Source organism: Variovorax sp. 10N412, from assembly GCF_056394985.1.
In genome coordinates, this window is record NZ_JBFTIO010000025.1 from 24,121 (window position 1) to 48,252 (window position 24,132).

Below are 24,132 nucleotides of genomic sequence, written 5' to 3' on the forward strand. Positions count from 1 at the left end.
CTTATGAAACTGGTTCTGGCTTCCAACAACGCGGGCAAGCTCGCCGAACTCCAGCAGCTGTTTGCCGAGCTGTCCGTCACCCTGGTGCCGCAGTCGGCGCTGGGCGTGGGCGAGGCTGAAGAACCCTTTCGCACCTTCGTGGAGAACGCGCTGACCAAGGCGCGCCACGCCAGCGCCGCGACCGGCCTGCCGGCCATGGCCGACGACGCGGGCCTGTGCGTCGATGCCTTCGGCGGTTTGCCGGGCGTCGACACCGCCTACTACGCGACGCAGTTCGGCTACGACAAGGGCGACGCCAACAACGTGAAGGCGCTGCTCGAACAGCTCGACGGCGTGGTCAATCGCCGCGCCGCACTCGTGAGCACGCTGGTCGCGCTGCGCAGCCACGACGACCCCGAGCCGCTCATTGCCGTCGGCCGCGTGGTCGGCGAGATCGCGCTGGCACCCGTGGGCGACAACGGCTTCGGCTTCGACCCCGTCATGCACCTGCCGAGCTTCGGCAAGACCTTTGCCCAGCTCTCGCCCGAGGTGAAGAACGCCCACAGCCACCGCGGCCGCGCCGCGCAGGCCATGCTCGCGTTGATGCGCGAGCGCTGGCTCTGAGGCGCCGATGGCCACCGTCTTCCCGATCCAGCCGGCGCAGCCCCCGGGCCAAGCCACCGCCGTGCAGGCCAACGACGTGCTGCACTGGATGCGGCCCGGCCCGCTGCAGCTGGCCGCGCTGCCGCCGCTGTCGTTGTACATCCACCTGCCGTGGTGCCTGCGCAAGTGCCCGTACTGCGACTTCAACTCGCACGAATGGCGCGCCACCAGCGAGGCCGACATCGACGGGCTTCCCGAAGCGGCCTACATCGACGCGCTGGTCGCCGACCTCGACGCGGCGCTGCCGCTCATCTGGGGCCGCACCGTGCACACCATCTTCATCGGCGGCGGCACGCCCAGCCTGTTCTCGCCGCAGGCCATCGACCGCCTGCTGGGCGATGTGCGCGCGCGCCTGAAACTCGCACCCGACTGCGAGATCACGCTCGAGGCCAACCCCGGCACCTTCGAGCGCAACCGCTTCCGCGCGTACCGCGCCGCGGGCGTCACGCGCCTGTCGGTGGGCGTGCAGAGCTTCAACGACGCGCACCTGAAGGCCCTGGGCCGCGTGCACGACCGCGCGCAGGCCATTGCCGCGCTGGAGGAGGCCGCGCAGGCGTTCGACACCTTCAACCTCGACCTGATGTACGCGCTGCCGGGCCAGACCATGGAAGACCTGGACGCCGACCTGACCCAGGCCCTGGCCTTGGCGCCGCCGCACCTTTCGATCTACCACCTGACCATCGAGCCCAACACCTGGTTCGCCAAGTTTCCGCCGACCCTGCCCGAGGACGACATCGCCTACGCCATGCTCGACCGCATCACCGAGCGCACCGGTGCGCAGGGCATGTCGCGCTACGAGGTGTCGGCCTATGCGCGCGACGGCCATGTGTGCCAGCACAACCTCAACTACTGGCAGTTCGGCGACTACCTGGGCATTGGCGCCGGCGCGCACAGCAAGCTGAGCTTTGCGCACCGCATCGTGCGGCAGGTGCGCTATCGCGAGCCGCGCCTGTACATGGAAAACGCGCGCGCGGGCGCCGCGGTGTCGCAGAGTGACGAAGTGGCGCTGGCCGACCTGCCGTTCGAATTCATGCTGAATGCGCTGCGCCTGAAGCAGGGCTTCACGCTGCCGCAGTTCAGCGAACGCACGGGGCTGGCGATGACATCGATCCAGCGCGGGCTGGAAGAAGCCGAACGCAAGGGACTGCTGGCGCGCGACCTGTTCCGCGTGTGGCCGACCGAACGCGGGCTGGACTTCCTGAGCGACCTGCAGACGATCTTCCTGCCCGAGGGCGATTGACGCTTTCGCCAGCGGCTTAGAATCGTCGGCTCCGGAGAGTTGGGTGAGTGGTTTAAACCAGCAGTCTTGAAAACTGCCGACGAGAAATCGTCCGTGAGTTCGAATCTCACACTCTCCGCCACGTCCCCCTAAATTTCCCCCCAAACCTGCCGATAGTCCTCTGTCTAGACAACAACAGAGAACTCACATGCTGACCGCCATCGGTGCTTCGAGCACAGCAGGAACAGGGAACGGCACCGCCGCCGAAGTCGCGAAGATCCAGCGCCAGATCGTCGCCACGCAAAAGCAGATCACCGCCACGCAGAAGACCTTGATCGAAACGCCCGAGGGCGATGCGCGCAAGGCGGTGCAGCAGCAGCTGCAGTCGCTCAACACCCAGCTCGCCATGCTGCAGGCGCAACTGAAGGCGATTCAGGCGGCGGCAATGCAGAAGAGCGCCGAGCAGCAGATGGACGCCGTGAAGAACGAAACGGGATCGAGCAGCAGCAACAGCAGCAGCGCGTTCCGCACCAACGCCAACGGCGTGCCCATCGGCGGCACGCTCAACGTCGAAGCCTGACAAAGCGAAGGAGCCTGCCGGGTCAGGGTCAAGGCCAGGCCTCAGCCGCGCTCCGGCCACCGGTGCCGCGTGCCGCCCGAGCGCCGGTCGGCCTTCTCCGCGACGGTGCCCTGCGCCACCAGTTCGCTGCCGCGCTGTTCCAGGTGCTGCAGGCAGCGCAGAAACACATCGAGGTCCGCGGGCGCGATGCCTTCGAGCAGGCCGGTGTTCAGCCCCGCGATGCGCGGAAACAACTGGCCGAAAAGCTGTTGGCCCGAGGCGCTCAGGCGCACGTGCACCTCTCGCCGGTCTTCCGAATCCTGCCGCCGTTCGACCAGCTTCTTCTCGACCAGGCTGCGCAGTCCGCGCGACGTGCGCACGCGGTCCAGGTGCAGGTTGGTGGCCAGCGTGGACGAAGTCATCTCGCCCTCCTGCGCGAGCGTGGCGATCATTCCCCATTCGCGCCGCGTGATGCCGAAACCGCCCTCGACCAGCCGCGTGGCCATGCCGCTGCCCGCGCGCATGGCACGCGCCAGGCGGTACAGCAGCAGGTCGTCCAGGGAGCGGGGCGCGCGTAAGGCGTCGGCGTCGGGAAAGGCTTGCATACGGATGGATTAACGGGCGGCAAGAGTGTGGTCCGCCCGCCTCGGCGAACAGGTGATGGATTAGATCAACTGTTTGTGCTTACGTATAACTCGGTAACAAATTTGCACGAACAGCAACACAACGTGGCGGGTGATTCTCGCTGTGAAGACGCTGCGCGCGTGCCCATCCCCGACCACCGACAAACTGCCCGCAGGACACTTCATGCCCGCATTCTTTTCCAGGCGACAACTCATGGCGTGGGGCCTTGCCCTGGCCGCTGGCGCCCCCGTCGCGCACACCGCCCATGCGCAGACGCCCGCGCTGGACGGCCCCGTTTCGCTCGTGGTCGGCTATGCGCCCGGCGGCAGCACCGACCGCATCGCGCGCCTGATCGCCGAGCGGCTCACGCTCAAGCTCGGCGTGAAAGTCACCGTGGAAAACCGTCCCGGCGAAGGCGGGCGGCTCGCGGCCAAGGAAGTGAAGCGCACCCCCGCGGGGCAGAACGTGCTCATGCTCGGCAACCCCGCCGTGATGGTGGTGGCGCCGCTGGTGTTCAAGGACGCGGGCTACGACCCCGACAAGGACTTCGTGCCCGTGTCCCAGGTCAGCAGCTACGACTTCGCGCTGGCGGTGGGCAACAAGCTGCAGCTCGACCGCGCGATGTTCCTGGTGGGCCGGCTCTGGGCGCACCCCGAAGAGGCCGTGTTCGGCGTGCCGGCCACCGGCAGCCTGCCTCACTTCTTCGGGCTGATGGTGGGCGACGCGCTGAGCGTGCAGCCGCAGATCAAGGGCTACGGCGGCTCGGCACCGCTGTCGGCCGATCTGATCGGCGGCAGCCTGCCCATTGCCATCGACACGCTCGACTCGCTCTATGCGCAGCACGTGGCCGGCAAGGTGCGCATCCTCGCCGTGTCGGGCAAGAAGCGCGCGAGCTTCGCGCCCAACATCCCGACCTTCCGCGAAGCCGGCATGAAGATCGACGCCGACGGCTGGAACACCTTTTTCGCGCCCAGCACGATGGCGCCCGCCAAGGTGCAGCTGCTGGCCGGTGCGATCCACGACGTCATGAAGGACCCGGGCCTGCAGAAGGCAGCCGACGCGCTCTACATCACGTCCGTGGCCAGCACGGCGGCCGAGACCGCGCAGATGCTGAAGACGTACCGCCAGCAGTGGGAGCCGGTGGTGCGCCGCTCCGGCTTCCAGCCCTGAGAGCCGCCAGGTTCAGCTTGCGAGGGCCCGCATCTCCGCGATGAGATCGGCCTTGCCCTCGAAGCCGATGCCCGGCAGCGGCGGCAGCGTGACGTAGCCGTTGTCCACCTTCACGCCGTCGGGAAAGCCGCCGTACGGCTGGAACAGGTCAGGGTAACTTTCGTTGCCGCCCAGGCCCAGGCCGGCCGCGATGGCCAGCGACATCTGGTGGCCGCCGTGCGGAATGCAGCGCGAGGGCGACCAGCCATAAGCCTTCAGCATGTCCAGCGTGCGCAGGTACTCCACCAGCCCGTAGCTCAGCGCGCAGTCGAACTGCAGCCAGTCGCGCTCGGGCCGCATGCCGCCGTGGCGAATCAGGTTGCGCGCGTCCTGCATCGAGAACAGGTTCTCGCCCGTGGCCATCGGGCCTGCATACACCTCGCCCAGCTTCGCCTGCAGTTCGTAGTCGAGCGGGTCGCCGGCTTCCTCGTACCAGAACAGCGGGTACTGCGACAGGGCGCGGCCGTAGTCGATGGCGGTCTGCAAATCGAAGCGGCCGTTGGCGTCCACGGCCAGCTGCTGGCCGGGGCCCAGGATCTTCAGCACTGACTCGATGCGCGCGCAGTCTTCGGCCAGCGTGGCGCCGCCGATCTTCATCTTCACGACCGAGTAGCCGCGCTCCAGGTAGCTGGTCATCTCGCGCTGCAGGCCTTCCACGCCCTTGCCGGGGTAGTAGTAGCCGCCCGCCGCGTAGACGAACACGCGTGGGTCCGGCGTGCCGGTGCCGTAGCGCTCGGCCAGCAGCTGGTAGAGCGGCTGGCCTGCGATCTTGGCGGTGGCGTCCCACACGGCCATGTCGATGGTGCCCACCGCCACCGAGCGCTCGCCGTGGCCACCGGGCTTCTCGTTGATCATCATGCGGGCCCAGATCCTGTGCGGGTCGAGGTTCTCGCCGGTCTCGTCGAGCAGCGAGGCGGGCTCGGCCTCCAGCAGGCGCGGCAAGAAGCGCTCGCGGATCAGCCCGCCCTGGCCGTAGCGCCCGTTGGAGTTGAAGCCGTACCCGATGACGGGCTTGCCGTCGCGGATCACGTCGGTGACCACGGCCACCAGGCTCAGGGTCATCTTCGAGAAGTCGATGTAGGCGTTGCGGATGTCCGACTTGATGGGGCGCGTGGACTCGAGGATGTTGACGATCTTCATGGTGTATGGCGGGTGAGGGTGGGCTCGCGATAATTCGGGCGGAGCGAAAGGCTGCCCGCATCTTCGGCCGGCAGGGCGGGCACCGTCCAATACCCGAATCGCATACAACTATTCAAAGCAAAGGCGCTGCGCATGGGCCCCGGCAACCGACCCCTCGACCTCGAATGGCTGGAAGACTTTCTTGCCCTGGCGCAGGCGGGCAACTTCTCGCGCGCCGCGCAGGCGCGCTCCATCGCGCAGCCCGCGTTCAGCCGCCACATCCGTTCGCTGGAAGAGTGGGTGGGCGTCGACCTGTTCGACCGCAGCGCGCACCCGACCACGCTCACCGCCGCGGGCCAGCGCTTCCAGCCGCTGCTGGAGGACGTGCTCTCGGGCCTGCAGCACGCCCGCACCCAGGCCCGCGCGGCGCACGACCTCGACGCGGCCAGCCTGAGCTTCGCCGCCACGCACGTGCTGTCGCTGACCTTCTTTCCGCGCTGGCTGGGCAGCGTGGAGGCCCGGCTCGACATGGGCCCGATCCAGACCATCTCCGACAGCTCGTTCGCCTGCGAAGACCTGATGCTGCAGCGCCGCGTGCAGTTCGTGCTGTGCCATGGCCACGCGGGTGCGCCGGGTCGGCTCGACGAGGGGCAGTACCCCGTGCAGCGCTTGAGCGAAGACGTGCTGGTGCCCGTGTCCGCGGCCGATGCGAACGGTGCGCCGCTGCATGCGCTGGGCACCGGCAAGGCACCCGCCGTGCTGGCCTACAGCGAGGCCTCGGGGCTCGGCCGGATCATGCGCGCCATGCACGACAGCGAATTCGGCAAGGACTTCGCCGCGTCGCGCTCCGTTGTCTTCACGGCGCACCACGCCGCGCTGCTGCGCACCATGGCGCTCGAAGGCCGCGGCCTGGCGTGGCTGCCGATGAGCCTGGTGGCGGACGACCTGCGCGGCGGCACGCTGGTCGATGCCGGCGCGGGCGGCTGGCGCGTGCCGGTGGACATCCGCCTGTACCGCCAGCAGGCGCACATGGCGCCGGTGGCGGAGGCGCTGTGGGCGCTGGTGAGCGAAGGCACCCCGGGCGCCTGAGGCGCGGGCTCAGTTCGCGCAGCGTGCTTCCAGCGCGTCCAGGAACGAACGGTCCCAACGGCCTTCCTTCATTGCCTGGATGGTGCGTGCCTCGGTCTCCAGGTGCGCACGCGCCTTCTCGATCAGCCACTCGGCATCGGCGGGCGAAAACGCCATCAGCCCGTCCTGGTCGCCCACCACGATGTCGCCCGGGTTCACCACCATGCCGCCCACCGACACCGGCACGTTGATCTCGCCGGGGCCGTCCTTGTAAGGGCCGCGGTGGTTCACGCCGCGCGCGTACACCGGGTAGTCGCGCTCTCGGATCTCGGCCACGTCGCGGATGGCGCCGTCGAGCACCACGCCCACGGTGCCGATGGTCGCGGCGTAGAACGACAGAATGCCGCCGATGACCGCGTTGGTCACGTCGCCGCCCGCGTCGATCACCAGCACGTCGCCGGGCCGGCAGAACTCGAAGGCCCGCATCATCGTGAAGTTGTCGCCGCCGCGCGTCTTCACGGTCACGGCCGTGCCCGCCATGGTCTTGTGCCCGGGGCGGTGGTACGGCTGCAGGCCGACGCTGCCGATGTTGCGGTGCATGTTGTCGCTGAGCGCGGCCACCGGAATGTCGTGCAGCGCGGCGATGACGGCGGGCGCCGCTTGCGGGGCGGAAGGGTTCTTCAGAATGGCCTTGTAGGGCATGGCGTTGTCCTTGTGTTCTTGGATGCGACTGGATCCGGCGCGCGCGTCAGCGCAGGGCGGCCACGGCCCGCGCGATGCGCGTGCAGCCTTCTTCCAGCGTCTTGATCGACGTGGCGATCGACAGCCGGAAGTAGGGCGACAGCCCGTACGCGGTGCCCGCGACCACGGCCACGCCTTCGCGTTCCAGCAGGTACATCACCACGTCGCCGTCCGCGTCCAGGCGCTTGCCCTCGGGCGTGGTCTTGCCGATCAGGCCGCCGCAGTTGATGTAGAGGTAGAAGGCGCCCGCCGGCGTGGCGCAGCTCAGGCCCGGAATGTCGTTGATGAGTTCGAGCGTGCGGTCGCGCCGCTGCCTGTAGACCGCCACGCTCTCGGCCACGAAGCCCTGGTCGCCGTTCAGCGCCGCGGCCGCCGCCGCCTGGCTCACCGAGCAGCAGTTGCCGGTGGACTGCGACAGCAGCGTGTCCAGCGCCTTGACGAGGTCCACCGGGCCGGCCGCGTAGCCGATGCGCCAGCCCGTCATCGCGTAGGTCTTGGACACGCCGTTCACCACCAGCGTGCGCTCGCGCAGCGCAGGCGCCACCGCCAGGATGTGCGGCGTGGGCTCGCCGTCGAAGCGGATGTGCTCGTAGATGTCGTCGGTCATCACCATCACGTGCGGATGGCGCTGCAGCACCTCGGCCAGCGCGCGGTATTCGGCGGCGGTGTAGCTCGCGCCTGTCGGGTTGCTCGGCGAGTTGATCAGCAGCCAGCGCGTGCGCGGCGTGATGGCGGCCTCGAGCTGCGCGGGCGCCAGCTTGAAGCCGTTGGCCTCGGGGCAGGCCACGGTGACGGGCGTGCCTTCGCAGGCCCGCACCATGTCGGGGTACGACACCCAGTAGGGCGCGGGAATGATCACCTCGTCGCCCGGCTCCAGCGTGATCGCGAAGGCGTTGTAGATCGCGCTCTTGGCGCCGCTGGTGGCGATGATCTCGTTCATCGCGTAGCGCAGGCCGTTCTCGCGCGCCAGCTTGGCCGCGATGGCTTCGCGCAACTCCACCGTGCCGGCCATCAGCGTGTAGCGCGTGGCGCCGCGCTCGATGGCGGCGGCCGCGGCCTGGCGGATGTGGGGCGGCGTGTCGAAGTCGGGCTCGCCCACCACGAGGTTCACGATCGACTTGCCCTGGCGGCGCAGTTCGTTGGCGCGGTCGGCGGCCGAGGTGCTGGGCGAGGGCTTGATGCGCCGCACGCGGGCGGCAATGCGGGTGGTGGTCACGCGGCTTTCCTGGGTTGGAGATGGCATGCACTGAACGGTACGCACATCGACCCCGCGAGGCCAAGACGAGATTGCACTGGTCGTATAGGCGCAGCTTATGACTATGGCGAGCCCTGATACCGGCTGCCCATGCGCGGTGCTAGGCTTGGCTTTTGCTTGGGGACAAGGCGTGAACCTTCGACGCCTCAAATATTTCGTGAAGATCGTGGACATCGGCAGCCTCACGCAGGCCGCCGAAGTCCTTTTCATCGCCCAGCCCGCGCTGAGCCAGCAACTGGCCACGCTGGAAGGCGAGGTGCGCCAGCAACTGCTCGTGCGCACCAAGCGCGGCGTGACGCCCACCGAGGCGGGCAAGGTGCTGTACCGCCACGCGCAGATCATCCTGCGCCAGTGCGAGCAGGCCCGTGTCGACATGGAAGCGGCCGGCGAGGGGCTCTCGGGCCAGGTGTCGGTGGGCCTGGCGCCCGGCACGGCCGCCTCGGCGCTGTCGTTGCCGCTGCTGCGCACCGTGCGCGCGCGCCACCCGGGCATCCTGCTCTACCTGAACGAGAACTACGGCACCACGCTGAGCGAGCTCATCATGAACGGCCGCATGGACCTGGCCGTGCTGTACGGCGACAAGGCCATCCACGGCCTGGCGTTCGTGCCGCTGCTCAAGGAGCCGCTGTACCTGGTCGGCCCGGCGTCGATGCCGGCGCCCTCGCAGCCGGTGAAGCTGGCCGACCTGCGCGACATCGAGCTCTTTCTGCCGCGCCCGTACAACGTGGTGCGCAAGCTGGTGGACGCTGCCTTCGTGCGCGCCGGCATGGTGCCGCGCGTGGTGGCCGAGATCGAATCGGCGTTCACGCTCACTGCGGCCATTGCCGACGGGCTGGGCGCCACCATCCTGCCCGCGTCGATGGCGCGCGAGGTGGTCGCGAGCTGTGGGGCCTGGCAGTTCCCCATCGTCGACCCGGTCATCGAGGCGCCGCTGGCGCTGTGCCAGTCCGACCACCTGCCGCTGTCGGAGCCCGCGCAGGCCGTCAAAGACATCCTGCTCGAGCTGGTGGTCGACCTGGCCGCCACCGTCGCGTCAACGCCCGAACCGGAGCTGTCGGCGCTGCCATAAGAAGCGCAGGGCGGCCGTCATAAGCCGCCCTTATCCCGGCACAGCCATTCCGTCTTGGGCTTTGTGCCTGCGGCCCGTTACCTTTCATGCATGCCGTCACGCGTTCGCGGAACGCGTCGGTCACCACAGCCCCGGGCATGAAGCAGGAACAGATCAAGACGCTCATCGACGCTTTGGCCGCATCGGACCTGGCGGAACTGGAGTTCAGCGAAAACGGCAGCACGCTGCGGCTGGTGAAGCTGTCGGCGCTGGGCGCCACGCCCGCCGCGCGAAGCCTGCCTGCTGCACGCAAGGCGCCGCGACGGGCGCTGGAAGAAACCACGACGGCATCGGCCGCGGCCGGCGCCGAATGCCTCGCCCCGCTGCACGGCGTGGTGCACCTGCAGCCCGCGCCCGGCGAGCCGCCTTTCGTTCAAGTGGGCCTGGCCGTGGAAGCCGGCCAGCTGCTGTGCGTGATCGAGGCCATGAAGATGTTCAACGAGGTCCGCGCCGAGCGCGCGGGCACCGTGCAGCAGGTGCTCGCCCATTCGGGCCAGGAAGTGGAAGCGGGCCAGCCCCTGTTCCGCTTCGACTGAGGAGGCACGCGCCATGTTCGACACCGTGCTCATTGCCAACCGCGGCGAGATCGCGCTGCGCATCCAGCGCGCCTGCCGGGGCCTGGGCCTGCGCACGGTGGTCGCGCACTCCGAGGCCGACCGCGACGCCATGTACGTCGCGCAGGCCGACCAGGCGCTGTGCATCGGCCCGGCCGCGCCGGGCCTGAGCTACCTGAACCAGTCCGCCATCCTGTTCGCCGCCGAGGTGAGCGGCGCGCAGGCCATCCACCCGGGCTACGGTTTCCTGTCGGAGAACGCGGGCTTCGCGGCGCGCATCGAGGAGGCCGGGCTGGTGTTCGTCGGCCCGAGCGCCCAGTGCATCCGCACCATGGGCGACAAGGTCTCGGCCAAGCGCGCGATGCGCAAGGCCGGCGTGCCCTGCGTGCCCGGCCCCGACGAGCCGCTGCCCGACGACCCGGCCGCCGTGCAGGCGCTGGCACGCGGCATCGGCTATCCGGTGATCGTGAAGGCCGCGGGCGGCGGCGGCGGGCGCGGCATGCGCGTGGTGCGCGAAGAGGCCGCGCTGCTCGACGCGATGGCCCTCACGCGCGAAGAGGCGCGCCAGGCCTTCGGCAACCCCGAGGTCTACATCGAGAAGTTCTTGCTGCACCCGCGCCATGTCGAGATCCAGGTGCTGGCCGACAGCCACGGCCATGCGGTGTGGCTGGGCAGCCGCGACTGCTCGCTGCAGCGGCGCCACCAGAAGGTGATCGAGGAGGCGCCCGCGCCCGGCATCGACGAGGCGCTGATGGCCGAGGTGGGCGAGCGCTGCGCCGCCGCCTGCCGCCAGATCGGCTACTGCGGCGTGGGCACCTTCGAGTTTCTCTACGAGCGCGGCGCCTTCTATTTCATCGAGATGAACACGCGCCTGCAGGTCGAGCACCCGGTGACAGAGATGACCACCGGCATCGACATCGTGCAGCAGCAGCTGCGCATGGCGCGCGGCGAGCGGCTGCTGCTCGCGCAGGCCGACGTGCGCTGCCAGGGCCATGCCATCGAGTGCCGCATCAACGCCGAGAACCCCGATACCTTCGCGCCCGCACCGGGCCGCATCACCGGCTGGCAGGTGCCCGGCGGCTTCGGCGTGCGGGTCGATTCGCACGCGGGCGCCGGCTACCGCGTGCCGCCGTACTACGACTCGATGATCGCCAAGCTCGTCGTGCACGGCGACAGCCGCGCCGACGCGCTGGAGCGCATGCGCCTGGCGCTGGCCGAGACCCGCGTGGAGGGCATTGCCACCAACGTGCCGCTGCACCGCGCGCTGCTGCGCGACGAGGGCTTTGCCGCCGGCGGCGTCGACATCCACCACCTCGAACGCTGGCTGCAGCAAAGGAGCGCGGCGTGAGCGCACAGGCATCCCGTACCGAACCGTCCATCAGCCTCCTGGGCACCACGGCGCTGCTGTTCGAAGCGCCCGGCGACATGAACCTGCCGTCGCAGCAGCGCATCTGGGCGCTGGCCCACGAAGCCGAGACCTGGCCCGAGGTGCGCGAAGCCGTGCCGGGCATGAACAACCTGATGCTCACCTTCACCCGGCCGCCGCGCCAGCTCGATGCGCTGCGTGCGCGCCTGCACGAGGCATGGGCCGCCGCCACCGCACTGCAGCGCGAAGGCCGCGTGGTCGAGCTCCCGGTGGTCTACGGCGGCGAGGGCGGCCCGCACATGGCCGACGTGGTGGCGCACACCGGCCTGAGCGTGGAGGCCATCGTCGAGCTGCACAGCGCGCCGCTCTACCCGGTGTATGCGCTGGGCAGCCATCCCGGCTATTGCTACCTGGGCGGCATGGACGCGCGCATCGCCACGCCGCGGCGCAAGGTGCCGGTGCTGAGCATCCCGGGCGGCGCGGTGTCCATCGGCGGCGCGCAGACCGGCGTGTCGGCCTCGGCCGGCCCCAGCGGCTGGAACACCATCGGCAGCACGTCGATGGTGTTCTTCGACCCGGCGCAAGACCCGCCCGCGATGCTGCAGCCGGGCGACCTGATCCGTTTTCGCGTGGAGGGCATCGTCCGATGATCGAGATCCTTTCGTCCGCGGCGCTCGCCACCGTGCAGGACCTGGGCCGCACCGGCAGCCTGCGCTGGGGCGTGGGCACCTCGGGTGCCATGGACAACCTGGCCCTGGCCGCGGGCAACCTGATGCTGGGCAACGAACTGGGCGTGGCGGCCATCGAGGTGCCGGTGTTCCCGTTCAAGGTGCGCTTCGACGAAGACTGCGCCTTCGCGCTCACCGGTGCCGACTGCGCGGCCCGCCTCGACGACCAGCCGCTCATGCCCTGGTGGGCGCACCAGGCCCGCGCGGGCCAGGTGCTGACGCTGGGCCTGCCGCAAGGCGGTGCGCAGCGCGGCAGCCGCGCCATGCTGTGCGTGGCCGGCGGCATCGACGTGCCCGAGGTGCTGGGCTCGCGCAGCACCCAGTTGCGCGGGGCTTTCGGCGGCCACGAGGGGCGGGCGCTGCGCCGGGGCGACGTGCTGCGCGCCGCGGGTGCCCCACAGCCGTGCCGCACAGGCTTCGGCCTCGTCCCACCCGCCCTCGCATTGCCATTGCAGCGCGACGGCGTGCCGGCGGTGCGTGTACTTCCCGCGGCCGAGTACCTGGCCTTCGAGGCGCCATCGCGCGAGGCCTTCTGGTCCGCCGACTGGAAGATCACCCCCCAGAGCGACCGCTACGGCTACCGCCTCGAAGGCGAGGCCTTGCGCCCCATCGCGCCGATGGAGTTGCGCTCGCACGGCATCGTGCCCGGCGTCATCCAGGTGCCCCACAGCGGCCAGCCGATCATCCAGATGCGCGACGCCCAGCCCTCGGGCGGCTACCCCAAGTTCGGCACCGTGATCGAGGCCGACATGTGGCGGCTCGGCCAGGCGCCCATCGGCAGCCGCGTGCGCTTCGTCGAGGCCACGTGGGACGAGGCGCTCGATGCGCTTGACGAAGTGCGCGCCTGGCTCGACAAGGTGGCGCGCGTGGTGGCGCTGCATCGGGGAGCGCCTCATGCTTGAGCGCGTCGCACAACTTTCAGCCTGGTTGGCGAACACGGACATAGGCCTGCTCGAACTGCGCACACCCCACGGAACCTTGCGCCTCGGGAGGCAGGGCGGCGACATGGTCGAGCTGCCGATGGAAGAGGAAGAAGAAGAGGGCGAAGCCGAACCCGTCACGGTCAAGGCCTCTTCGGTCGGGCTGTTCCTTCACACCCATCCAGTCGCCACCGAACCCCTCGCACGCATCGGCCAGCGCGTGGACGCGGGCCAGCTCATCGGCCTGCTGAACATCGGCCCGCTGCTGCTGCCCGTGAGCGCACCCCAGGCCGGCATCGTCGACGCGCTCCATGCGGAAAGCGGCATCGCCGTCGGCTACGGCGCACCCCTCATCGACCTGCACCCCCTCTGACCCAAGAGAGAGAAGGACTCCCCATGGACATCGACCTCAACGCAGACCTCGGCGAAGGCTTCGGACCCTGGCGCATGGGCGAGGACGAAGCCCTGCTGGACATCGTTTCTTCCGCCAACGTCGCCTGCGGCTTCCACGCGGGCGACCCGGTCATCATGGACCGCACCGTGCGCATGGCGCGGCAGCGCGGCGTTGACGTGGGGGCGCACGTGGGCTTTCCTGACCTTGTGGGCTTCGGGCGCCGCCCCATGCAGATCGAGACAAGGGAGCTCGTGGCGTACGTGCTCTACCAGCTCAGCGCGCTCGAAGGCATGGCTCGCACCGCCGGCCACCGCATGACGCACATGAGCTTTCACGGCGCGCTCGGCAACATGGCCGCGGCCGACGCCGCGCTGGCCGAGCCGCTGGTGCGCGCCGTGGCCGACTTCGACCCCTCGCTCACCGTCAGCACTTCCGTCAGCGCCGCCATCGAAGGCGCGGCCGAGCGCTATGGCCTGCGCGTGCGCACCGTGTTCCTGGCCGACCGCGCCTGCGGCGACGACGGCCTGCTGGTGCCGCGCAAGCTGCCCGACGCCGTCATCCACGACCGCAGCGCCGTGCTGGCGCGCGTGCGCCAGCTGCTCGAGGACGGCACCGTCACCAGCTACACCGGCAGGAAGATCCCGATGCGCGTGCATTCGATCCTGCTGCACGGCGACACGCCCGGCGCGGTCGACCTGGCGCGCGCCGTGCGTGGGGTGGTCGAGCAGGGGGGGCGCATCGTGCCCATCTCCCGGCAAACCACCTGAGGCAACGGGCGTGCAGGCACCCGCAGCGGGCACGAACATGGTGCTTACCCTTATGTCTATGCACAGATGCCGGGCGACATAAGGGCGGCTTATCGCTCCACAGCCAATCCGTCTTGGCGCCGCGCCAAGGTGCTCGATACAGTGAATTCCAGGCACTCATCCGCCCCCTCAAGAAAGAACCCAAGATGCCGTTTTCCGACTACAAGACCGCGCTGGTGACCGGCGCCTCCTCGGGCATCGGCGCCGCCGTCGTCGAGCGCCTCAGCAAGGAAGGCCTGAAGGTCCATGCGCTCGCGCGCAGCGCCGACAAGCTGGCCGACCTGGCCGCGCGCACCGGCTGCATTCCCCACGCCATCGACGTGAGCGACCTCGCCGCGGTGACCCGGCTCGCGCAGGAGGTCGAGTTCGACGTGCTGGTCAACAACGCCGGCGTGGACCGCCCCGGCTCCATCCTCAAGGCCGACGCCGAGGGTATCGACCTGCTGGTGGACGTGAACCTGCGCGCCGTGCTGCACCTGTGCCGGCTCGTGGTGCCCGGCATGGTGGCGCGAGACCGCGGCCATGTGGTGAACATCAGCTCCATTGCCGCGGCCTACAACTTCGGCGGCAACAGCACGTACCACGCCACCAAGGCGGCGGTGAGCATGCTGTCGCGCCAGCTGCGCATCGACGTGTTCGGCAAGCGCGTGCGCGTCACCGAGATCTGCCCGGGCCGCGTGGCCACCGACATCTTCGCGCACGTGCACGGCGACTCCGAGGACACCCGCCAGCGCTTCGTCGAAGGCTTCGAATTGCCGCAGGCCGAGGACATCGCCAACGCCATCGCCTTCTGCATTGCCGCGCCCATCGCGGTGAACGTGGGCCACATGGAAATCACGCCCACGCTGCAGGTGCCGGGCGGGTTGCAGACCACGCGGCCCGAAACGCCACGGGCCTGACGCCCGGCGCCATGAAAGCCACGCACGCCATGCAAAGGAACAGCGCATGAAGGACTTCGACCTGCTGGCGATCCTGCTGAAGCCCGAGTTCGGCGCCATGCTGCTGCACGGCCTGCTGCAGACGCTGAAGATCGCGGCCGGCTCGTGGCTGCTGGCCATGGCCGTGGCCGTGGTGCTGCTGGTAGTGCGGCTCACGCCGAACCGCATCGCCGAGCGCGTGGTGGCGGGCTACGTGTCCTACCACCGCAACGTGCCCACGCTGGTGCAGCTCATGTTCTGGTACTTCGGCATCTTCAGCCTGCTGCCCGACGCGCTGCAGGGCTGGCTGTCGGTGCACAACGCCGAAACCATTTTGTCGATCGTCGCGCTCGGCCTGTGCCAGGCCGCCTACTTCAGCGAAGACATGCGCTCGGGGCTGCGCGCCATTCCCCCGGGCCAGGCCGAGGCCGCGCGCGCGCTGGGGCACGGCTACATCGGTTCCATGCGCCACGTGATGCTGCCGCAGGCCATCCGCAACGCGGTGCCGGCGCTGGTGAACCACAGCGTGTCGCTGTTCAAGAACAGCAGCCTGGCCATGGCCATCGGCGTGGCCGAACTCACGCACGCGGTGAAGGAAATCGAGAGCCAGAGCTTTCGCACCTTCGAGGCCTACAGCGTGGCCACGGTGCTGTACCTGGTGTGCTCGCTGCTGATCATGGCGGTGGGCGGCTGGCTGGCGCGGCGCTACCGCATCGTCGGCGCCAGGTAAGCGGGGACCACGATGTACAGCGTCTACGAAATCCTGCGCGACAACTGGCTGCTGCTGCTGGTCGGCCAGTACCCGAGCGGCCCGCTCGGCGGCATCGTCGCCACGCTCATCCTCTCGGTGCTGGGCATCGTGCTGGCCTTTCCGCTGTCGGTGCTGCTGGCGCTCGCGCGCCTGTCGCCCTGGCGGTTGCTGTGCTGGCCTGCCACGGTGCTGGTGTACGTGGTGCGCGGCGTGCCGCTGCTCATGGTCATCCTGTGGGTGTACTTTCTGGTGCCCATCCTCATCGGGCGCGAGGTGTCGGGCTTCACCACCATGCTGTGCACGCTGGTGATCTACGAGGGCGCCTACCTGTCGGAGGTGGTGCGCGCGGGCATCCTGTCGCTGCCCAAGGGCCAGGGCGAGGCGGCGCGTGCGCTGGGCCACAGCCACCTGGGCACCATGTGGTTCGTCATTCTTCCGCAGGCGCTCTACAACATGCTGCCCAGCATGCTGAGCCAGTTCATCTCCACCATCAAGGAGACCACGCTGGGCTACGTGATCAACGTGCAGGAACTCACCTTCGCGGCCAACCAGATCAACAACCAGCTGCTGACCAAGCCGTTTCAGGTGTTCTTCATCCTGGCGCTGACGTACTACGTCGTGTGCTTCAGCCTCACGCAGCTGGCGCTGTGGCTGGAGCGTCGCATCGCGCACAAGCGGCTCGGCGCCGCGCCGGTGAAGACCGTCGAAGGCGACACCGCACCGGTCGCCCCCGCAGCCCCTGTTCCCCCCGTGGCGACCCTGCCATGACGCCCAAGGACGACCCCATGATCCTGTTCTCCGACATCAACAAGTGGTACGGCGACTACCAGGCGCTGGCCGACATCAACGCCGAGGTGAAGAAGGGCGAGGTGGTGGTGGTGTGCGGGCCTTCGGGCTCGGGCAAGTCCACGCTGATCCGCACCGTGAACCGGCTGGAAGAGGTGAAGTCGGGCCAGCTGCTGTTCGACGGCCACGACATCCACGCGCCCATGAGCAGCAAGGCGCTGAACCGGCTGCGCAGCCGCATCGGCTTCGTGTTCCAGAGCTTCAACCTGTTCCCGCACCTGTCGGTGCTGGAGAACATCATGCTGTCGCCGATGCGCGTGCTCGGCGTGAAGCGCGCCGACGCCAAGGCCAAGGCCGGCCAGCTGCTCGAACGGGTGGGCCTGTCGAACAAGGCCGGCGCCTACCCCGCGCAGCTGTCGGGCGGCCAGCAGCAGCGCGTGGCCATTGCGCGCGCGCTCGCCATGGAGCCGCCGGCCATGCTGTTCGACGAACCCACCAGCGCGCTCGACCCCGAGATGGTCGGCGAGGTGCTGTCGGTGATGCGCGGGCTGGCCCACGACGGCATGACCATGATGTGCGTCACCCACGAGATGAACTTCGCTCGCGAGGTGGCCGACCGCGTGTGGTTCATGGACGCGGGCCGCATCCTGGAGAAGGCCGACCCCGCCACCTTCTTCGGCAGTCCGCAGCATCCGCGCGCGCAGCGCTTCCTGTCGGACCTGCGCGCGCACTGAGTCCTTGCCAGTCTTTCGCCGTTCACTTTTTCCGCAATCTCCCAGGAGCTCCTCATGTCGAACAAGTCCGTCTTCCGCCTCGCCACCCTCGGCGCCTGTCTCGGCGCGGCGTCCCTGCTGGCGCATGCCGACCAGTGGAGCGACATCGCCCAGCGCAAGGAGCTCAAGTGCGGCACTTTCGCCGACGTGCCGCCCTTCGCCGCACCCGACCCGAAGACCCGCGAAATGGTGGGCCACGACGTCGACCTGTGCAACGCCATCGCCAAGGAACTCGGCCTCACCGCCAAGGTCACGCCGCTGTCGGTGGAGGCGCGCGTGCCCGAGGTGAAGCTCGGCCGCGTCGACGTGACCATCGCCAACCTGGCCTACACCAAGAGCCGCGGCGAGCAGATCCAGTTCAGCGACCCGTACTACGTGGCCAAGGAAATGCTGGCCGTGAAGGCCTCCGACCCCGGCACGGCCAAGGCCGACTTCAAGGGCAAGCGCCTGAGCTCGACCAAGGGCTCCACCTCGGAGATGTCCATCAAGATGAACGGTTCCGAGCCCGTGACCTTCCAGGACACGGGCTCGGCCTTCATGGCGGTGCAGCAGAACAAGTCGGTCGGCATGGTGGCCAACACCATGACCATCACCAAGCTCGTCAACCAGTCGAAGACCGACGGCGTGGCGCTCAAGATGATCAAGGACCCGATGGTGCTGCAGCCCATCGGCGTGGGCATGAAGAAGGACGAGCCCGCGCTGCTGGCCAAGGTGAACGGCGCGCTGTATGCGCTGGAGAAGTCGGGAGAGCTCGACCGCATCTGGGCCAAGTGGCTGGGCCCGAACACCGAATACAAGATGGTGCGCGAAGAAAAGGTCATGCCGCTGGCCGAGCTGAAGTTCGAACTGCTGCCCTGACACGCCCTCGGCCGGCTCAGTCGTAGTTGGTGAACCGGCTCGGCCCCTGCGTCGGCTGGTTCAGCGGCTGGTAGCCCTGGATGTTCTGCAGCAGCGTGCTCGTCGGGTTCGAGCCGATGTTGCCGAAGCCATTGAACTGGATCTGGAACATCAGCCGGGTGTCGGGCGTCGCGCGCCCCGACACCAGCCGCTCGAGCACGATGCGGCCCACCCAGCAGCAGGCGTTGTACTCCGCGCCGACCAGGCTGTCGGACATCGCGCGGTCGTGCAGGCTGTAGCTCAGCCGCCCCACCGCATACCAGCGCCCCGGCTCTGCGGCGGACTTGCCGCCCATCAGTCCGCCCGTGAGTTCGCTCAGCGGCCATTGCCAGTTGAAGTCCACCGTCTTCGTGCCGTCGTTCGCCGTCGCGGTGCTGTCCGCCTGGTAGCGGAAGGCGGCCGTGAGCGTGTGGTACTGCGCTGGCATGTAGCGCAGCGTGAGTGCGTCGCGCGTGGTCTTGCCGGTGTCCATGTTGTATTGCGCGAGGCCGTCGACACTCCACTTCGGGTTCCAGTGCACCTGCCCGCCGAAGATGAAGTCGCCCGCGCGGTCGGTCACCGCGGTGCCGCCGGGCAGCGTCACGTTCTGGTCGCTGAAGCGAAAGCGCTGCGCAATGCCGAAGCGCGCCGACTCCGCACCCGTCACGGGGTCGATCAGGCGCGTGGTCAGGCCCGTGGTTAGCGTGTTGGTGTCCGACACGCGGTCGTTGCCCGAGAACGCGTTCTCCGTGTAGAGCGTGGCAAAGCTCACGTCGTTGGCGGCCGTGTCGTACACCGGCAACTGGCTCTGGTCGCGGTAGGGCGTGTGCACGTAGAAGGCGCGCGGCTCCAGCGTCTGGCGCCAAGCGCGGCCGAACAGGTTGGCGTCGCGCTCGAACACCAGGCCGCTGTCCAGGCTCACGGTCGGCACCACGCTGGTGATGGCGCTGGCGCCGCTGGCCAGCGGCGAGTCGAGCTGATAGGAGGCCGTGTGCAGCAGCAGCTTCGGAATGATGAAGCCGCCCGGGGTGACCCAGGGCCGGCTGACCTGCAGGTTGCCGACCACGCGCTCGCCGTTCGGCTGCGCGACGCCGTTGAGCGCCGGTGCGTAGGTCGGGTCGACCTGGAAGCGCGTGTAGTCCAGCGTGCCCGACACGTCCAGGCCGTGCCAGTCGTAGGTGTTGTAGTTGGCCGTGACCTGCGGCACGCGGTTGTACGACGGCGTGATCGGCGAGGCCGCGTACTGCAGCGTCTGGTACGACAGGGTGCGCGCCTGCCCGCTCCAGTCGCCCTTGGTCCAGTTGAGGTCGGCCTCGTTCGTGAGCTGGCGCGAGGTCAGCGTGGGCGTGTGGGAGAAGTCGCGCCAGTAGTCGTCGTCGCTCACGCGGTTGATGTTGAACGCGGTGGTCAGCGAATCGAGCCCGAAGGGCTTGGGGTCGAGTTGCTGGCTGTGCTGCGCCCACAGGCCCCAGCGGTTGCGATCGCGCAGGCTGTCGCTGGGCATCTCGTCCACCCGGATCTGGCCGCTGTAGCCCTTCTCGAGGTAGCGGAACTCGGTACCCACGTTCACGCCGCGGTTGCTCATGATCTCCGGGTACAGCGTGGCGTCGCGGTTCGACGCGATGTTCCAGTAGTACGGCTGCAGGTACTCGAAGCCGTTGGTGCTGTCGAAGCCGATCACCGGCGGCAGCAGGCCGCTCTGGCGCGCGTTGTTCAGCGAAAAGCTCACCGAAGGAATGGCCGGCGTGGTCAGTCCCAGGAAGCTGATCTGCGCGTCGGTGGCGGTGGCCAGGTTGGTGTCGCCGTCGGTGGTCATCGTCACGGCGCTCAGCATCCACGCGGGCACCCAGCCCGCGTAGTTCTCGCGCAGGCAGGTGGTGTAGGTGACGTGCCGCGCCACCGACACCTTGGCATCGACGAAGTCGATGCGCTCGGCCTCGCCGTGCGCGCCGGTCTCCAGCAGCGTGTAGCGCACGTGGTCGAAGAAGCCCTCGAAGCTGTCGACCTTCAGGTGCAGCGCGGGCCCTTCATAGACGTTGCCGGCCTGGTTCAGCCGCACGTTGCCGGTGGCCGTGGCGAGGTCGCCCGGCGGCTGGTATTCGAGCCGGTCGGCCGTGATGTGGGTGTCGCCGCGCCGCAGCGAGGCGTCGCCTTCGACCACCACCTCGAGGTCGGGCCGGCCCGAGAGCCGGTCGCCGTCGACCAGGTTGGGCCTTGCGCCGCGCTCGGCCGGTGCAATGGTTTCGGGCAGCTGCGGCATGCGCCGCAGCGTGAGCGGGGCCTCGACCCAGGCTTCCTGCGCCGGGGTCGCCCGCGCGTGCAGCAGGAGCATCAGCGAAAGCGCCATCGACGGCAGCGGCAAACCGCGCCAGCGTAGTTTCATGAGGAGCGATGAAAAGAGGTTTCCGGGGAATCCGGCGCGGCTCAGGCGTCCTGCCGGCCCTGCGATTCCCAGGCAAAGCCCACGCCGTAGACCGAGCGGATCCAGTCGTGCGCCGCCGACACGGTGGCGAGCTTCTTGCGCAGGTTCTTGATGTGCGTGTCGACCACGCGCTCGTTCACGTCGAGCGCTTCGGGAAACGCCGCCTCCAGCAGCTTGGAGCGCGTGAGCACGCGCCCGGGCTCCTGCGACAGCGCGCGCAGCAGCAGCGACTCGCGCCGCGTCAGCGGCAGGTAGTGCCCGTCGAGAATCGCGCAGCCGCGCACCGCCCCGAAGGTGATCGGCACCTGCGGGCGCGTCACGCGCAGGCGCTGCGCATAGCGGCGCAGCACCACGTGGATGCGCACCGCCACTTCCTTGGGGGAGAAGGGTTTGCACACGTAGTCGTCCGCGCCCAGTTCGAAGCCGCGCAGCCGGTCGGACTCGCTGCTGCGCGCCGTCAGCATGATGACCGGATGGTCGCTGCGCGCGCGCACCTTCTCCAGGATCTGCAGGCCGCTGACATGCGGCAGCGCCACGTCGAGCAGGGTGAGGGCCGGCGGCGCGGTCAGCATGCGATGCAGCGCGAGCGCGCCGTCCTCGATGTGTTCGATCTCATGACCGGCCTGGTGCAGTTCTTCGTGCAGCACCGAGGCGGCTTCGTACCCCTCCTCCACCAACAGGATCCGGCTCATCGTGTCATTGCAGATTCAGCACGCCCGGGTGCGCGGGGCGGACCTGCACGCGCGCGCCGGGCGCGCTCTTCTCGCGGCTGTTGCGCATGTGGTCTTCGAGCGTCAGGTCGCCCTGCAGGTCGTCCAGCAGCTGCCGCGTGCGGTCGATGGCGGCGTCGTCCAGCAGCGCATAGCCTTGCTCGGCGCGTCCGTTGTTGCGCGCCACGCGTGCGATGTAGGGCAGGTCCTGCGGCGTGATCACGACGGTGGGCATCACGCCTTGAAGCTCGACGCCCTCGAACGGAAGCAGCACGAAGTACTGCACGCGCAGGTCGGGCGGCAGCAGGCTGCGCAGGTGCGTGGTCTTGCGTCCGCACTGCCAGGCGGGGTCTTTCACCTCGCGCGCCAGCGAATGGTCGTGCTGGCGCAGGAACCAGCGCGGCAGCGCCCGGCCCGAGGTCTTGCGGTACACCACCGCGTTGCGCCAGCCCTTCACTTCGAACAGGTACACGCCGGCCTCGCACACCAGCGCCACGTCGAAGCGCGCAGTGGGCACGGCGCTGCCTTCGTACATGGGAATGACAAGGTCCTGCAGCACGTGCATTCGCCCGAACGCGGGCTGGAACGCACCGGCAAGTTGCTGGATGCCCAGCCTGGTCGCGGTGGTGTCCGACGGCTCGCCGTCCAGCGAATGCACGCGGCGCGCGGGCGCGGCGGCGTTCGGCTTCGGGTGGGCGTGCGGCTGGCCGGGCAGCGTGAGCACGGTGCGGGCGGGGGCTTTGTGCAAGGCAGTGGTCATGGAGGGCTCCTTCGAACTTCAAGGATTGCGCAACTTTCGGGAGACTTTGTGCAGAAACGGCATTTGCATGGCTTGCGGGCGCGTCATGGCATCGATCGACGTGTCGTCGCCGATGCTTCCCATGAACACGACCCACGCCATGGCCAGTTCGCCGTTGGCGGCGGCCAGCACATGCAGGTCGAGCAGCAGGCTCTGAAAGTCCTCCATGAGCTGCACCTCGGAGATCTCGCCGCGGTCGCGGCGCGTCTTCGACGATTCGAAATCGGCCCGGGCGTCGGCAACGCGCGCGTAGGCGGTGTTTGCAATGTCGCTCTGCATCTGCAGTTGCTGCAGCGCAGTGGCGACCTGGTCGCGCGCCTGCATCACCGCGCGGGCATAGAGCGGCTTGCCGGGCACGTCGATGTCCGGCGCTTCGTCGGTCGCGTCGATGGTGCCGGCGGGCATCGCGCCGGGGTCCGTGCCGTAGAGCGCGGCGGCCAGGTGGATGTCGTTGCGGTGGGCCAGCACGGCCATCGGCAGCGCGCGCGGCACCTCGGCCGAGAAGCGGGGCAGCGACCTGTCCTGCAGCGCGTCGGCGAGCAGCGCGGCCAACGCGGCTTCCGACATGCGGCACTGCGCCGCCAGATAAGAGATGTAGCTCGTGCGTTGCGTCTTCAGCTTGCCGATGGTCGTGTCCGCGCCGGCCTGCCGCGCCGCGAGCTGCTTCGCAAAGTCGTCGTGCGGCAATGCGCGGCCCCGGATGAGCGCGGACTGCCGCACGACGGCCGCACGCGTGTTCTCCAGGTAGACGAGTTCGAGCGTCTTCACCTTGAGCGCGATGTAGGCCGCTGCCACACCCGATTCGTTGGTGCCGTGCGCTGCGGCCATCAGCCGGTTCAGCGTCTCGTCCTCGAAGCCGTTCCACCAAGGCTGCGCGACCGCTTGTGTCTTCGCGCGCACGGCGTGATCGACGAACAGGCCCGCCGCCAGCACCGAGGTGGTGTGAACCATCGCGATGCTCGTGCTGGCGCATGCGACGGCCATGGCACCGCACACCGCGGCCATGAGGGTTCGTGAGCGCTTCACCTGTCAGTTCCCAGCGTTGTCATGCATGGATCTTTTCAGGCGAATTGGGAGAAATTTGAAGGGCCGCGAAATGAGTGCGGCGCGTGCGCGCACCAGGTCATGACGCGCGCGCACAACACTCCAGGCCGCAGAAAACGTATCTACCAAATTCCTCCGGAATTGAACGAAACCATGCGTACAGCCGGTCGATACCGAGCGGCCGCATCAGACCTGAAACTGGAGAAACCTGAATGAAGAAAACCCTCACGGCATTCGCTGCCCTGGCCGTCTGTGGCCTGGCCTCTGCCCAATCGTCCGTCACGCTGTTCGGTGTCGTCGACGCCGGCGTGACCTACCAGTCGGCCACCGCGCGCGACGCGCTCACGGGCGCTTCGGTCAAGCAGAGCAAGACCAGCCTGGCCAACTCCGGCTACAACTCCAGCCGCATCGGCTTCCGGGGCACCGAAGACCTGGGCGGCGGGCTGGCTGCGAGCTTCTGGCTCGAAGCGCCCATCACCAACGACGACGGCGCCACCGGCATCTCCACCTTCGCGCGGCGCTCCACCGTGAGCCTGTCGGGTGGCTTCGGCGAGCTGCGCCTGGGCCGCGACTACACGCCCACGTTCTGGAATGACACCGTGTTCGACCCGTTCGGCACCAACGGCTCGGGCACCAACGTGATCAGCACCGTCAGCGGCAACAGCACCATCAACAACGCCAACTATGCGCGCGCAAGCAACTCGGTGGGCTACTTCCTGCCGCCGAACCTGGGCGGCTTCTA

The 24,132-nt window shown here is 68.8% G+C and carries 26 protein-coding genes and 1 tRNA gene; 19 read left to right on the plus strand and 8 right to left on the minus strand.

Going from position 1 to position 24,132, the window contains the following annotated elements; genetic code table 11:
• Window positions 1–3 precede the first annotated feature (3 nt).
• The 4 genes from AC1DJH_RS31545 to AC1DJH_RS31560 all read left to right on the plus strand — a co-directional run bounded on the left by AC1DJH_RS31545 (window position 4) and on the right by AC1DJH_RS31560 (window position 2,441).
• On the plus strand, window positions 4–603 hold the full coding sequence (locus tag AC1DJH_RS31545) for a non-canonical purine NTP pyrophosphatase (RefSeq protein WP_478188394.1): 600 nt from the start codon (window positions 4–6) through the stop codon (window positions 601–603).
• 7 nt (window positions 604–610) lie between these two features.
• Window positions 611–1,882 carry a radical SAM family heme chaperone HemW gene (gene hemW, locus AC1DJH_RS31550; RefSeq protein ID WP_478188395.1) on the plus strand — a complete coding sequence of 424 codons (1,272 nt, stop codon included), beginning with the start codon at window positions 611–613 and terminating at the stop codon, window positions 1,880–1,882.
• 33 nt (window positions 1,883–1,915) lie between these two features.
• Window positions 1,916–2,003, plus strand: a tRNA-Ser gene (locus AC1DJH_RS31555).
• A 66-nt stretch (window positions 2,004–2,069) separates the two neighbouring features.
• Entirely contained in the window at window positions 2,070–2,441 is a 372-nt protein-coding gene (locus tag AC1DJH_RS31560) for a FlxA-like family protein (RefSeq protein ID WP_478188396.1), read from the plus strand.
• 41 nt (window positions 2,442–2,482) lie between these two features.
• Here the strand turns inward: AC1DJH_RS31560 and AC1DJH_RS31565 are convergent, their stop codons facing one another.
• Window positions 2,483–3,025 carry a MarR family winged helix-turn-helix transcriptional regulator gene (locus tag AC1DJH_RS31565; RefSeq protein ID WP_472123832.1) on the minus strand — a complete coding sequence of 181 codons (543 nt, stop codon included), beginning with the start codon at window positions 3,023–3,025 and terminating at the stop codon, window positions 2,483–2,485.
• A gap of 202 nt (window positions 3,026–3,227) precedes the next feature.
• Between AC1DJH_RS31565 and AC1DJH_RS31570 the strand changes: the two genes are divergently transcribed.
• Complete coding sequence (locus AC1DJH_RS31570; RefSeq protein WP_478188397.1) at window positions 3,228–4,214, plus strand: tripartite tricarboxylate transporter substrate-binding protein; 987 nt, start codon at window positions 3,228–3,230, stop codon at window positions 4,212–4,214.
• A gap of 12 nt (window positions 4,215–4,226) precedes the next feature.
• On the opposite strand, the gene AC1DJH_RS31575 is transcribed toward AC1DJH_RS31570, so the two are convergent.
• Window positions 4,227–5,393, minus strand: a complete 1,167-nt coding sequence (locus AC1DJH_RS31575) for a mandelate racemase/muconate lactonizing enzyme family protein (protein ID WP_478188398.1) — start codon at window positions 5,391–5,393, stop codon at window positions 4,227–4,229.
• A gap of 132 nt (window positions 5,394–5,525) precedes the next feature.
• On the opposite strand from AC1DJH_RS31575, the gene AC1DJH_RS31580 reads away from it, so the two are divergent.
• Window positions 5,526–6,461 (plus strand): LysR family transcriptional regulator, encoded by a 936-nt coding sequence (locus AC1DJH_RS31580; protein ID WP_472123824.1) that lies wholly within the window; start codon window positions 5,526–5,528, stop codon window positions 6,459–6,461.
• Window positions 6,462–6,470: 9 nt separating this feature from the next.
• Here AC1DJH_RS31580 and AC1DJH_RS31585 read toward each other — a convergent pair whose 3' ends face one another.
• Window positions 6,471–7,142, minus strand: a complete 672-nt coding sequence (locus AC1DJH_RS31585; protein WP_478188399.1) for an RraA family protein — start codon at window positions 7,140–7,142, stop codon at window positions 6,471–6,473.
• A 46-nt stretch (window positions 7,143–7,188) separates the two neighbouring features.
• A complete protein-coding gene (locus AC1DJH_RS31590) occupies window positions 7,189–8,397 on the minus strand; it encodes an aspartate transaminase (RefSeq protein WP_478188400.1) in 1,209 nt (402 codons plus the stop codon).
• A gap of 169 nt (window positions 8,398–8,566) precedes the next feature.
• Here AC1DJH_RS31590 and nac point away from each other — a divergent pair, with 169 nt between their 5' ends.
• From nac to AC1DJH_RS31650, 12 genes are all read left to right on the plus strand, one after another.
• Window positions 8,567–9,505, plus strand: coding sequence for a nitrogen assimilation transcriptional regulator NAC (gene nac, locus AC1DJH_RS31595; RefSeq protein ID WP_478188401.1), 939 nt, complete (start codon window positions 8,567–8,569; stop codon window positions 9,503–9,505).
• 137 nt (window positions 9,506–9,642) lie between these two features.
• Window positions 9,643–10,080 (plus strand): acetyl-CoA carboxylase biotin carboxyl carrier protein, encoded by a 438-nt coding sequence (locus AC1DJH_RS31600; protein WP_478188402.1) that lies wholly within the window; start codon window positions 9,643–9,645, stop codon window positions 10,078–10,080.
• A gap of 13 nt (window positions 10,081–10,093) precedes the next feature.
• Window positions 10,094–11,446 (plus strand): acetyl-CoA carboxylase biotin carboxylase subunit, encoded by a 1,353-nt coding sequence (gene accC / locus AC1DJH_RS31605; protein WP_478188403.1) that lies wholly within the window; start codon window positions 10,094–10,096, stop codon window positions 11,444–11,446.
• The gene (gene pxpB, locus AC1DJH_RS31610; protein ID WP_472123810.1) at window positions 11,443–12,114 is read left to right on the plus strand and encodes a 5-oxoprolinase subunit PxpB; all 672 of its coding nucleotides are present in this window, start codon (window positions 11,443–11,445) and stop codon (window positions 12,112–12,114) included. Before accC ends, pxpB begins: the two co-directional genes overlap by 4 nt.
• The gene (locus AC1DJH_RS31615) at window positions 12,111–13,094 is read left to right on the plus strand and encodes a 5-oxoprolinase subunit C family protein (RefSeq protein WP_478188404.1); all 984 of its coding nucleotides are present in this window, start codon (window positions 12,111–12,113) and stop codon (window positions 13,092–13,094) included. Before pxpB ends, AC1DJH_RS31615 begins: the two co-directional genes overlap by 4 nt.
• On the plus strand, window positions 13,087–13,485 hold the full coding sequence (locus AC1DJH_RS31620; RefSeq protein WP_478188405.1) for an acetyl-CoA carboxylase biotin carboxyl carrier protein: 399 nt from the start codon (window positions 13,087–13,089) through the stop codon (window positions 13,483–13,485). The genes AC1DJH_RS31615 and AC1DJH_RS31620 overlap by 8 nt, the downstream gene beginning before the upstream one ends.
• A gap of 23 nt (window positions 13,486–13,508) precedes the next feature.
• Window positions 13,509–14,273 (plus strand): LamB/YcsF family protein, encoded by a 765-nt coding sequence (locus AC1DJH_RS31625; RefSeq protein WP_478188406.1) that lies wholly within the window; start codon window positions 13,509–13,511, stop codon window positions 14,271–14,273.
• 185 nt (window positions 14,274–14,458) lie between these two features.
• Complete coding sequence (locus AC1DJH_RS31630; protein WP_472123801.1) at window positions 14,459–15,211, plus strand: SDR family oxidoreductase; 753 nt, start codon at window positions 14,459–14,461, stop codon at window positions 15,209–15,211.
• Between the two features lie 46 nt (window positions 15,212–15,257).
• Entirely contained in the window at window positions 15,258–15,959 is a 702-nt protein-coding gene (locus AC1DJH_RS31635) for an amino acid ABC transporter permease (RefSeq protein WP_472123798.1), read from the plus strand.
• A 12-nt stretch (window positions 15,960–15,971) separates the two neighbouring features.
• The gene (locus AC1DJH_RS31640) at window positions 15,972–16,748 is read left to right on the plus strand and encodes an amino acid ABC transporter permease (protein ID WP_435437153.1); all 777 of its coding nucleotides are present in this window, start codon (window positions 15,972–15,974) and stop codon (window positions 16,746–16,748) included.
• Between the two features lie 17 nt (window positions 16,749–16,765).
• On the plus strand, window positions 16,766–17,500 hold the full coding sequence (locus AC1DJH_RS31645; RefSeq protein ID WP_435437154.1) for an amino acid ABC transporter ATP-binding protein: 735 nt from the start codon (window positions 16,766–16,768) through the stop codon (window positions 17,498–17,500).
• 54 nt (window positions 17,501–17,554) lie between these two features.
• On the plus strand, window positions 17,555–18,397 hold the full coding sequence (locus AC1DJH_RS31650) for an ABC transporter substrate-binding protein (RefSeq protein WP_478188407.1): 843 nt from the start codon (window positions 17,555–17,557) through the stop codon (window positions 18,395–18,397).
• A 16-nt stretch (window positions 18,398–18,413) separates the two neighbouring features.
• On the opposite strand, the gene AC1DJH_RS31655 is transcribed toward AC1DJH_RS31650, so the two are convergent.
• From AC1DJH_RS31655 to AC1DJH_RS31670, 4 genes are read right to left on the minus strand one after another with little or no spacing between them, the layout of a single operon-like run.
• Window positions 18,414–20,798, minus strand: a complete 2,385-nt coding sequence (locus tag AC1DJH_RS31655; RefSeq protein ID WP_478188408.1) for an LPS-assembly protein LptD — start codon at window positions 20,796–20,798, stop codon at window positions 18,414–18,416.
• A gap of 41 nt (window positions 20,799–20,839) precedes the next feature.
• A complete protein-coding gene (locus AC1DJH_RS31660; RefSeq protein WP_478188409.1) occupies window positions 20,840–21,529 on the minus strand; it encodes a response regulator in 690 nt (229 codons plus the stop codon).
• Window positions 21,530–21,533: 4 nt separating this feature from the next.
• A complete protein-coding gene (locus AC1DJH_RS31665; protein ID WP_478188410.1) occupies window positions 21,534–22,307 on the minus strand; it encodes a nuclease-related domain-containing protein in 774 nt (257 codons plus the stop codon).
• Window positions 22,308–22,325: 18 nt separating this feature from the next.
• On the minus strand, window positions 22,326–23,372 hold the full coding sequence (locus AC1DJH_RS31670) for a hypothetical protein (RefSeq protein WP_478188411.1): 1,047 nt from the start codon (window positions 23,370–23,372) through the stop codon (window positions 22,326–22,328).
• 230 nt (window positions 23,373–23,602) lie between these two features.
• Here AC1DJH_RS31670 and AC1DJH_RS31675 point away from each other — a divergent pair.
• A partial coding sequence (locus tag AC1DJH_RS31675) for a porin (protein ID WP_478188412.1) occupies window positions 23,603–24,132 on the plus strand: 530 nt, incomplete at its 3' end.

Coding starts and splice junctions, on each gene's coding strand:
- AC1DJH_RS31545 (WP_478188394.1), top strand. CDS start 4: ATGAAACTGGTTCTGGCTTCCAACAACGCGGGCAAGCTCGCCGAACTC.
- hemW (WP_478188395.1), top strand. CDS start 611: ATGGCCACCGTCTTCCCGATCCAGCCGGCGCAGCCCCCGGGCCAAGCC.
- AC1DJH_RS31560 (WP_478188396.1), top strand. CDS start 2,070: ATGCTGACCGCCATCGGTGCTTCGAGCACAGCAGGAACAGGGAACGGC.
- AC1DJH_RS31565 (WP_472123832.1), bottom strand. CDS start 3,025: ATGCAAGCCTTTCCCGACGCCGACGCCTTACGCGCGCCCCGCTCCCTG.
- AC1DJH_RS31570 (WP_478188397.1), top strand. CDS start 3,228: ATGCCCGCATTCTTTTCCAGGCGACAACTCATGGCGTGGGGCCTTGCC.
- AC1DJH_RS31575 (WP_478188398.1), bottom strand. CDS start 5,393: ATGAAGATCGTCAACATCCTCGAGTCCACGCGCCCCATCAAGTCGGAC.
- AC1DJH_RS31580 (WP_472123824.1), top strand. CDS start 5,526: ATGGGCCCCGGCAACCGACCCCTCGACCTCGAATGGCTGGAAGACTTT.
- AC1DJH_RS31585 (WP_478188399.1), bottom strand. CDS start 7,142: ATGCCCTACAAGGCCATTCTGAAGAACCCTTCCGCCCCGCAAGCGGCG.
- AC1DJH_RS31600 (WP_478188402.1), top strand. CDS start 9,643: ATGAAGCAGGAACAGATCAAGACGCTCATCGACGCTTTGGCCGCATCG.
- accC (WP_478188403.1), top strand. CDS start 10,094: ATGTTCGACACCGTGCTCATTGCCAACCGCGGCGAGATCGCGCTGCGC.
- AC1DJH_RS31615 (WP_478188404.1), top strand. CDS start 12,111: ATGATCGAGATCCTTTCGTCCGCGGCGCTCGCCACCGTGCAGGACCTG.
- AC1DJH_RS31620 (WP_478188405.1), top strand. CDS start 13,087: ATGCTTGAGCGCGTCGCACAACTTTCAGCCTGGTTGGCGAACACGGAC.
- AC1DJH_RS31625 (WP_478188406.1), top strand. CDS start 13,509: ATGGACATCGACCTCAACGCAGACCTCGGCGAAGGCTTCGGACCCTGG.
- AC1DJH_RS31630 (WP_472123801.1), top strand. CDS start 14,459: ATGCCGTTTTCCGACTACAAGACCGCGCTGGTGACCGGCGCCTCCTCG.
- AC1DJH_RS31635 (WP_472123798.1), top strand. CDS start 15,258: ATGAAGGACTTCGACCTGCTGGCGATCCTGCTGAAGCCCGAGTTCGGC.
- AC1DJH_RS31640 (WP_435437153.1), top strand. CDS start 15,972: ATGTACAGCGTCTACGAAATCCTGCGCGACAACTGGCTGCTGCTGCTG.
- AC1DJH_RS31645 (WP_435437154.1), top strand. CDS start 16,766: ATGATCCTGTTCTCCGACATCAACAAGTGGTACGGCGACTACCAGGCG.
- AC1DJH_RS31650 (WP_478188407.1), top strand. CDS start 17,555: ATGTCGAACAAGTCCGTCTTCCGCCTCGCCACCCTCGGCGCCTGTCTC.
- AC1DJH_RS31655 (WP_478188408.1), bottom strand. CDS start 20,798: ATGAAACTACGCTGGCGCGGTTTGCCGCTGCCGTCGATGGCGCTTTCG.
- AC1DJH_RS31660 (WP_478188409.1), bottom strand. CDS start 21,529: ATGAGCCGGATCCTGTTGGTGGAGGAGGGGTACGAAGCCGCCTCGGTG.
- AC1DJH_RS31665 (WP_478188410.1), bottom strand. CDS start 22,307: ATGACCACTGCCTTGCACAAAGCCCCCGCCCGCACCGTGCTCACGCTG.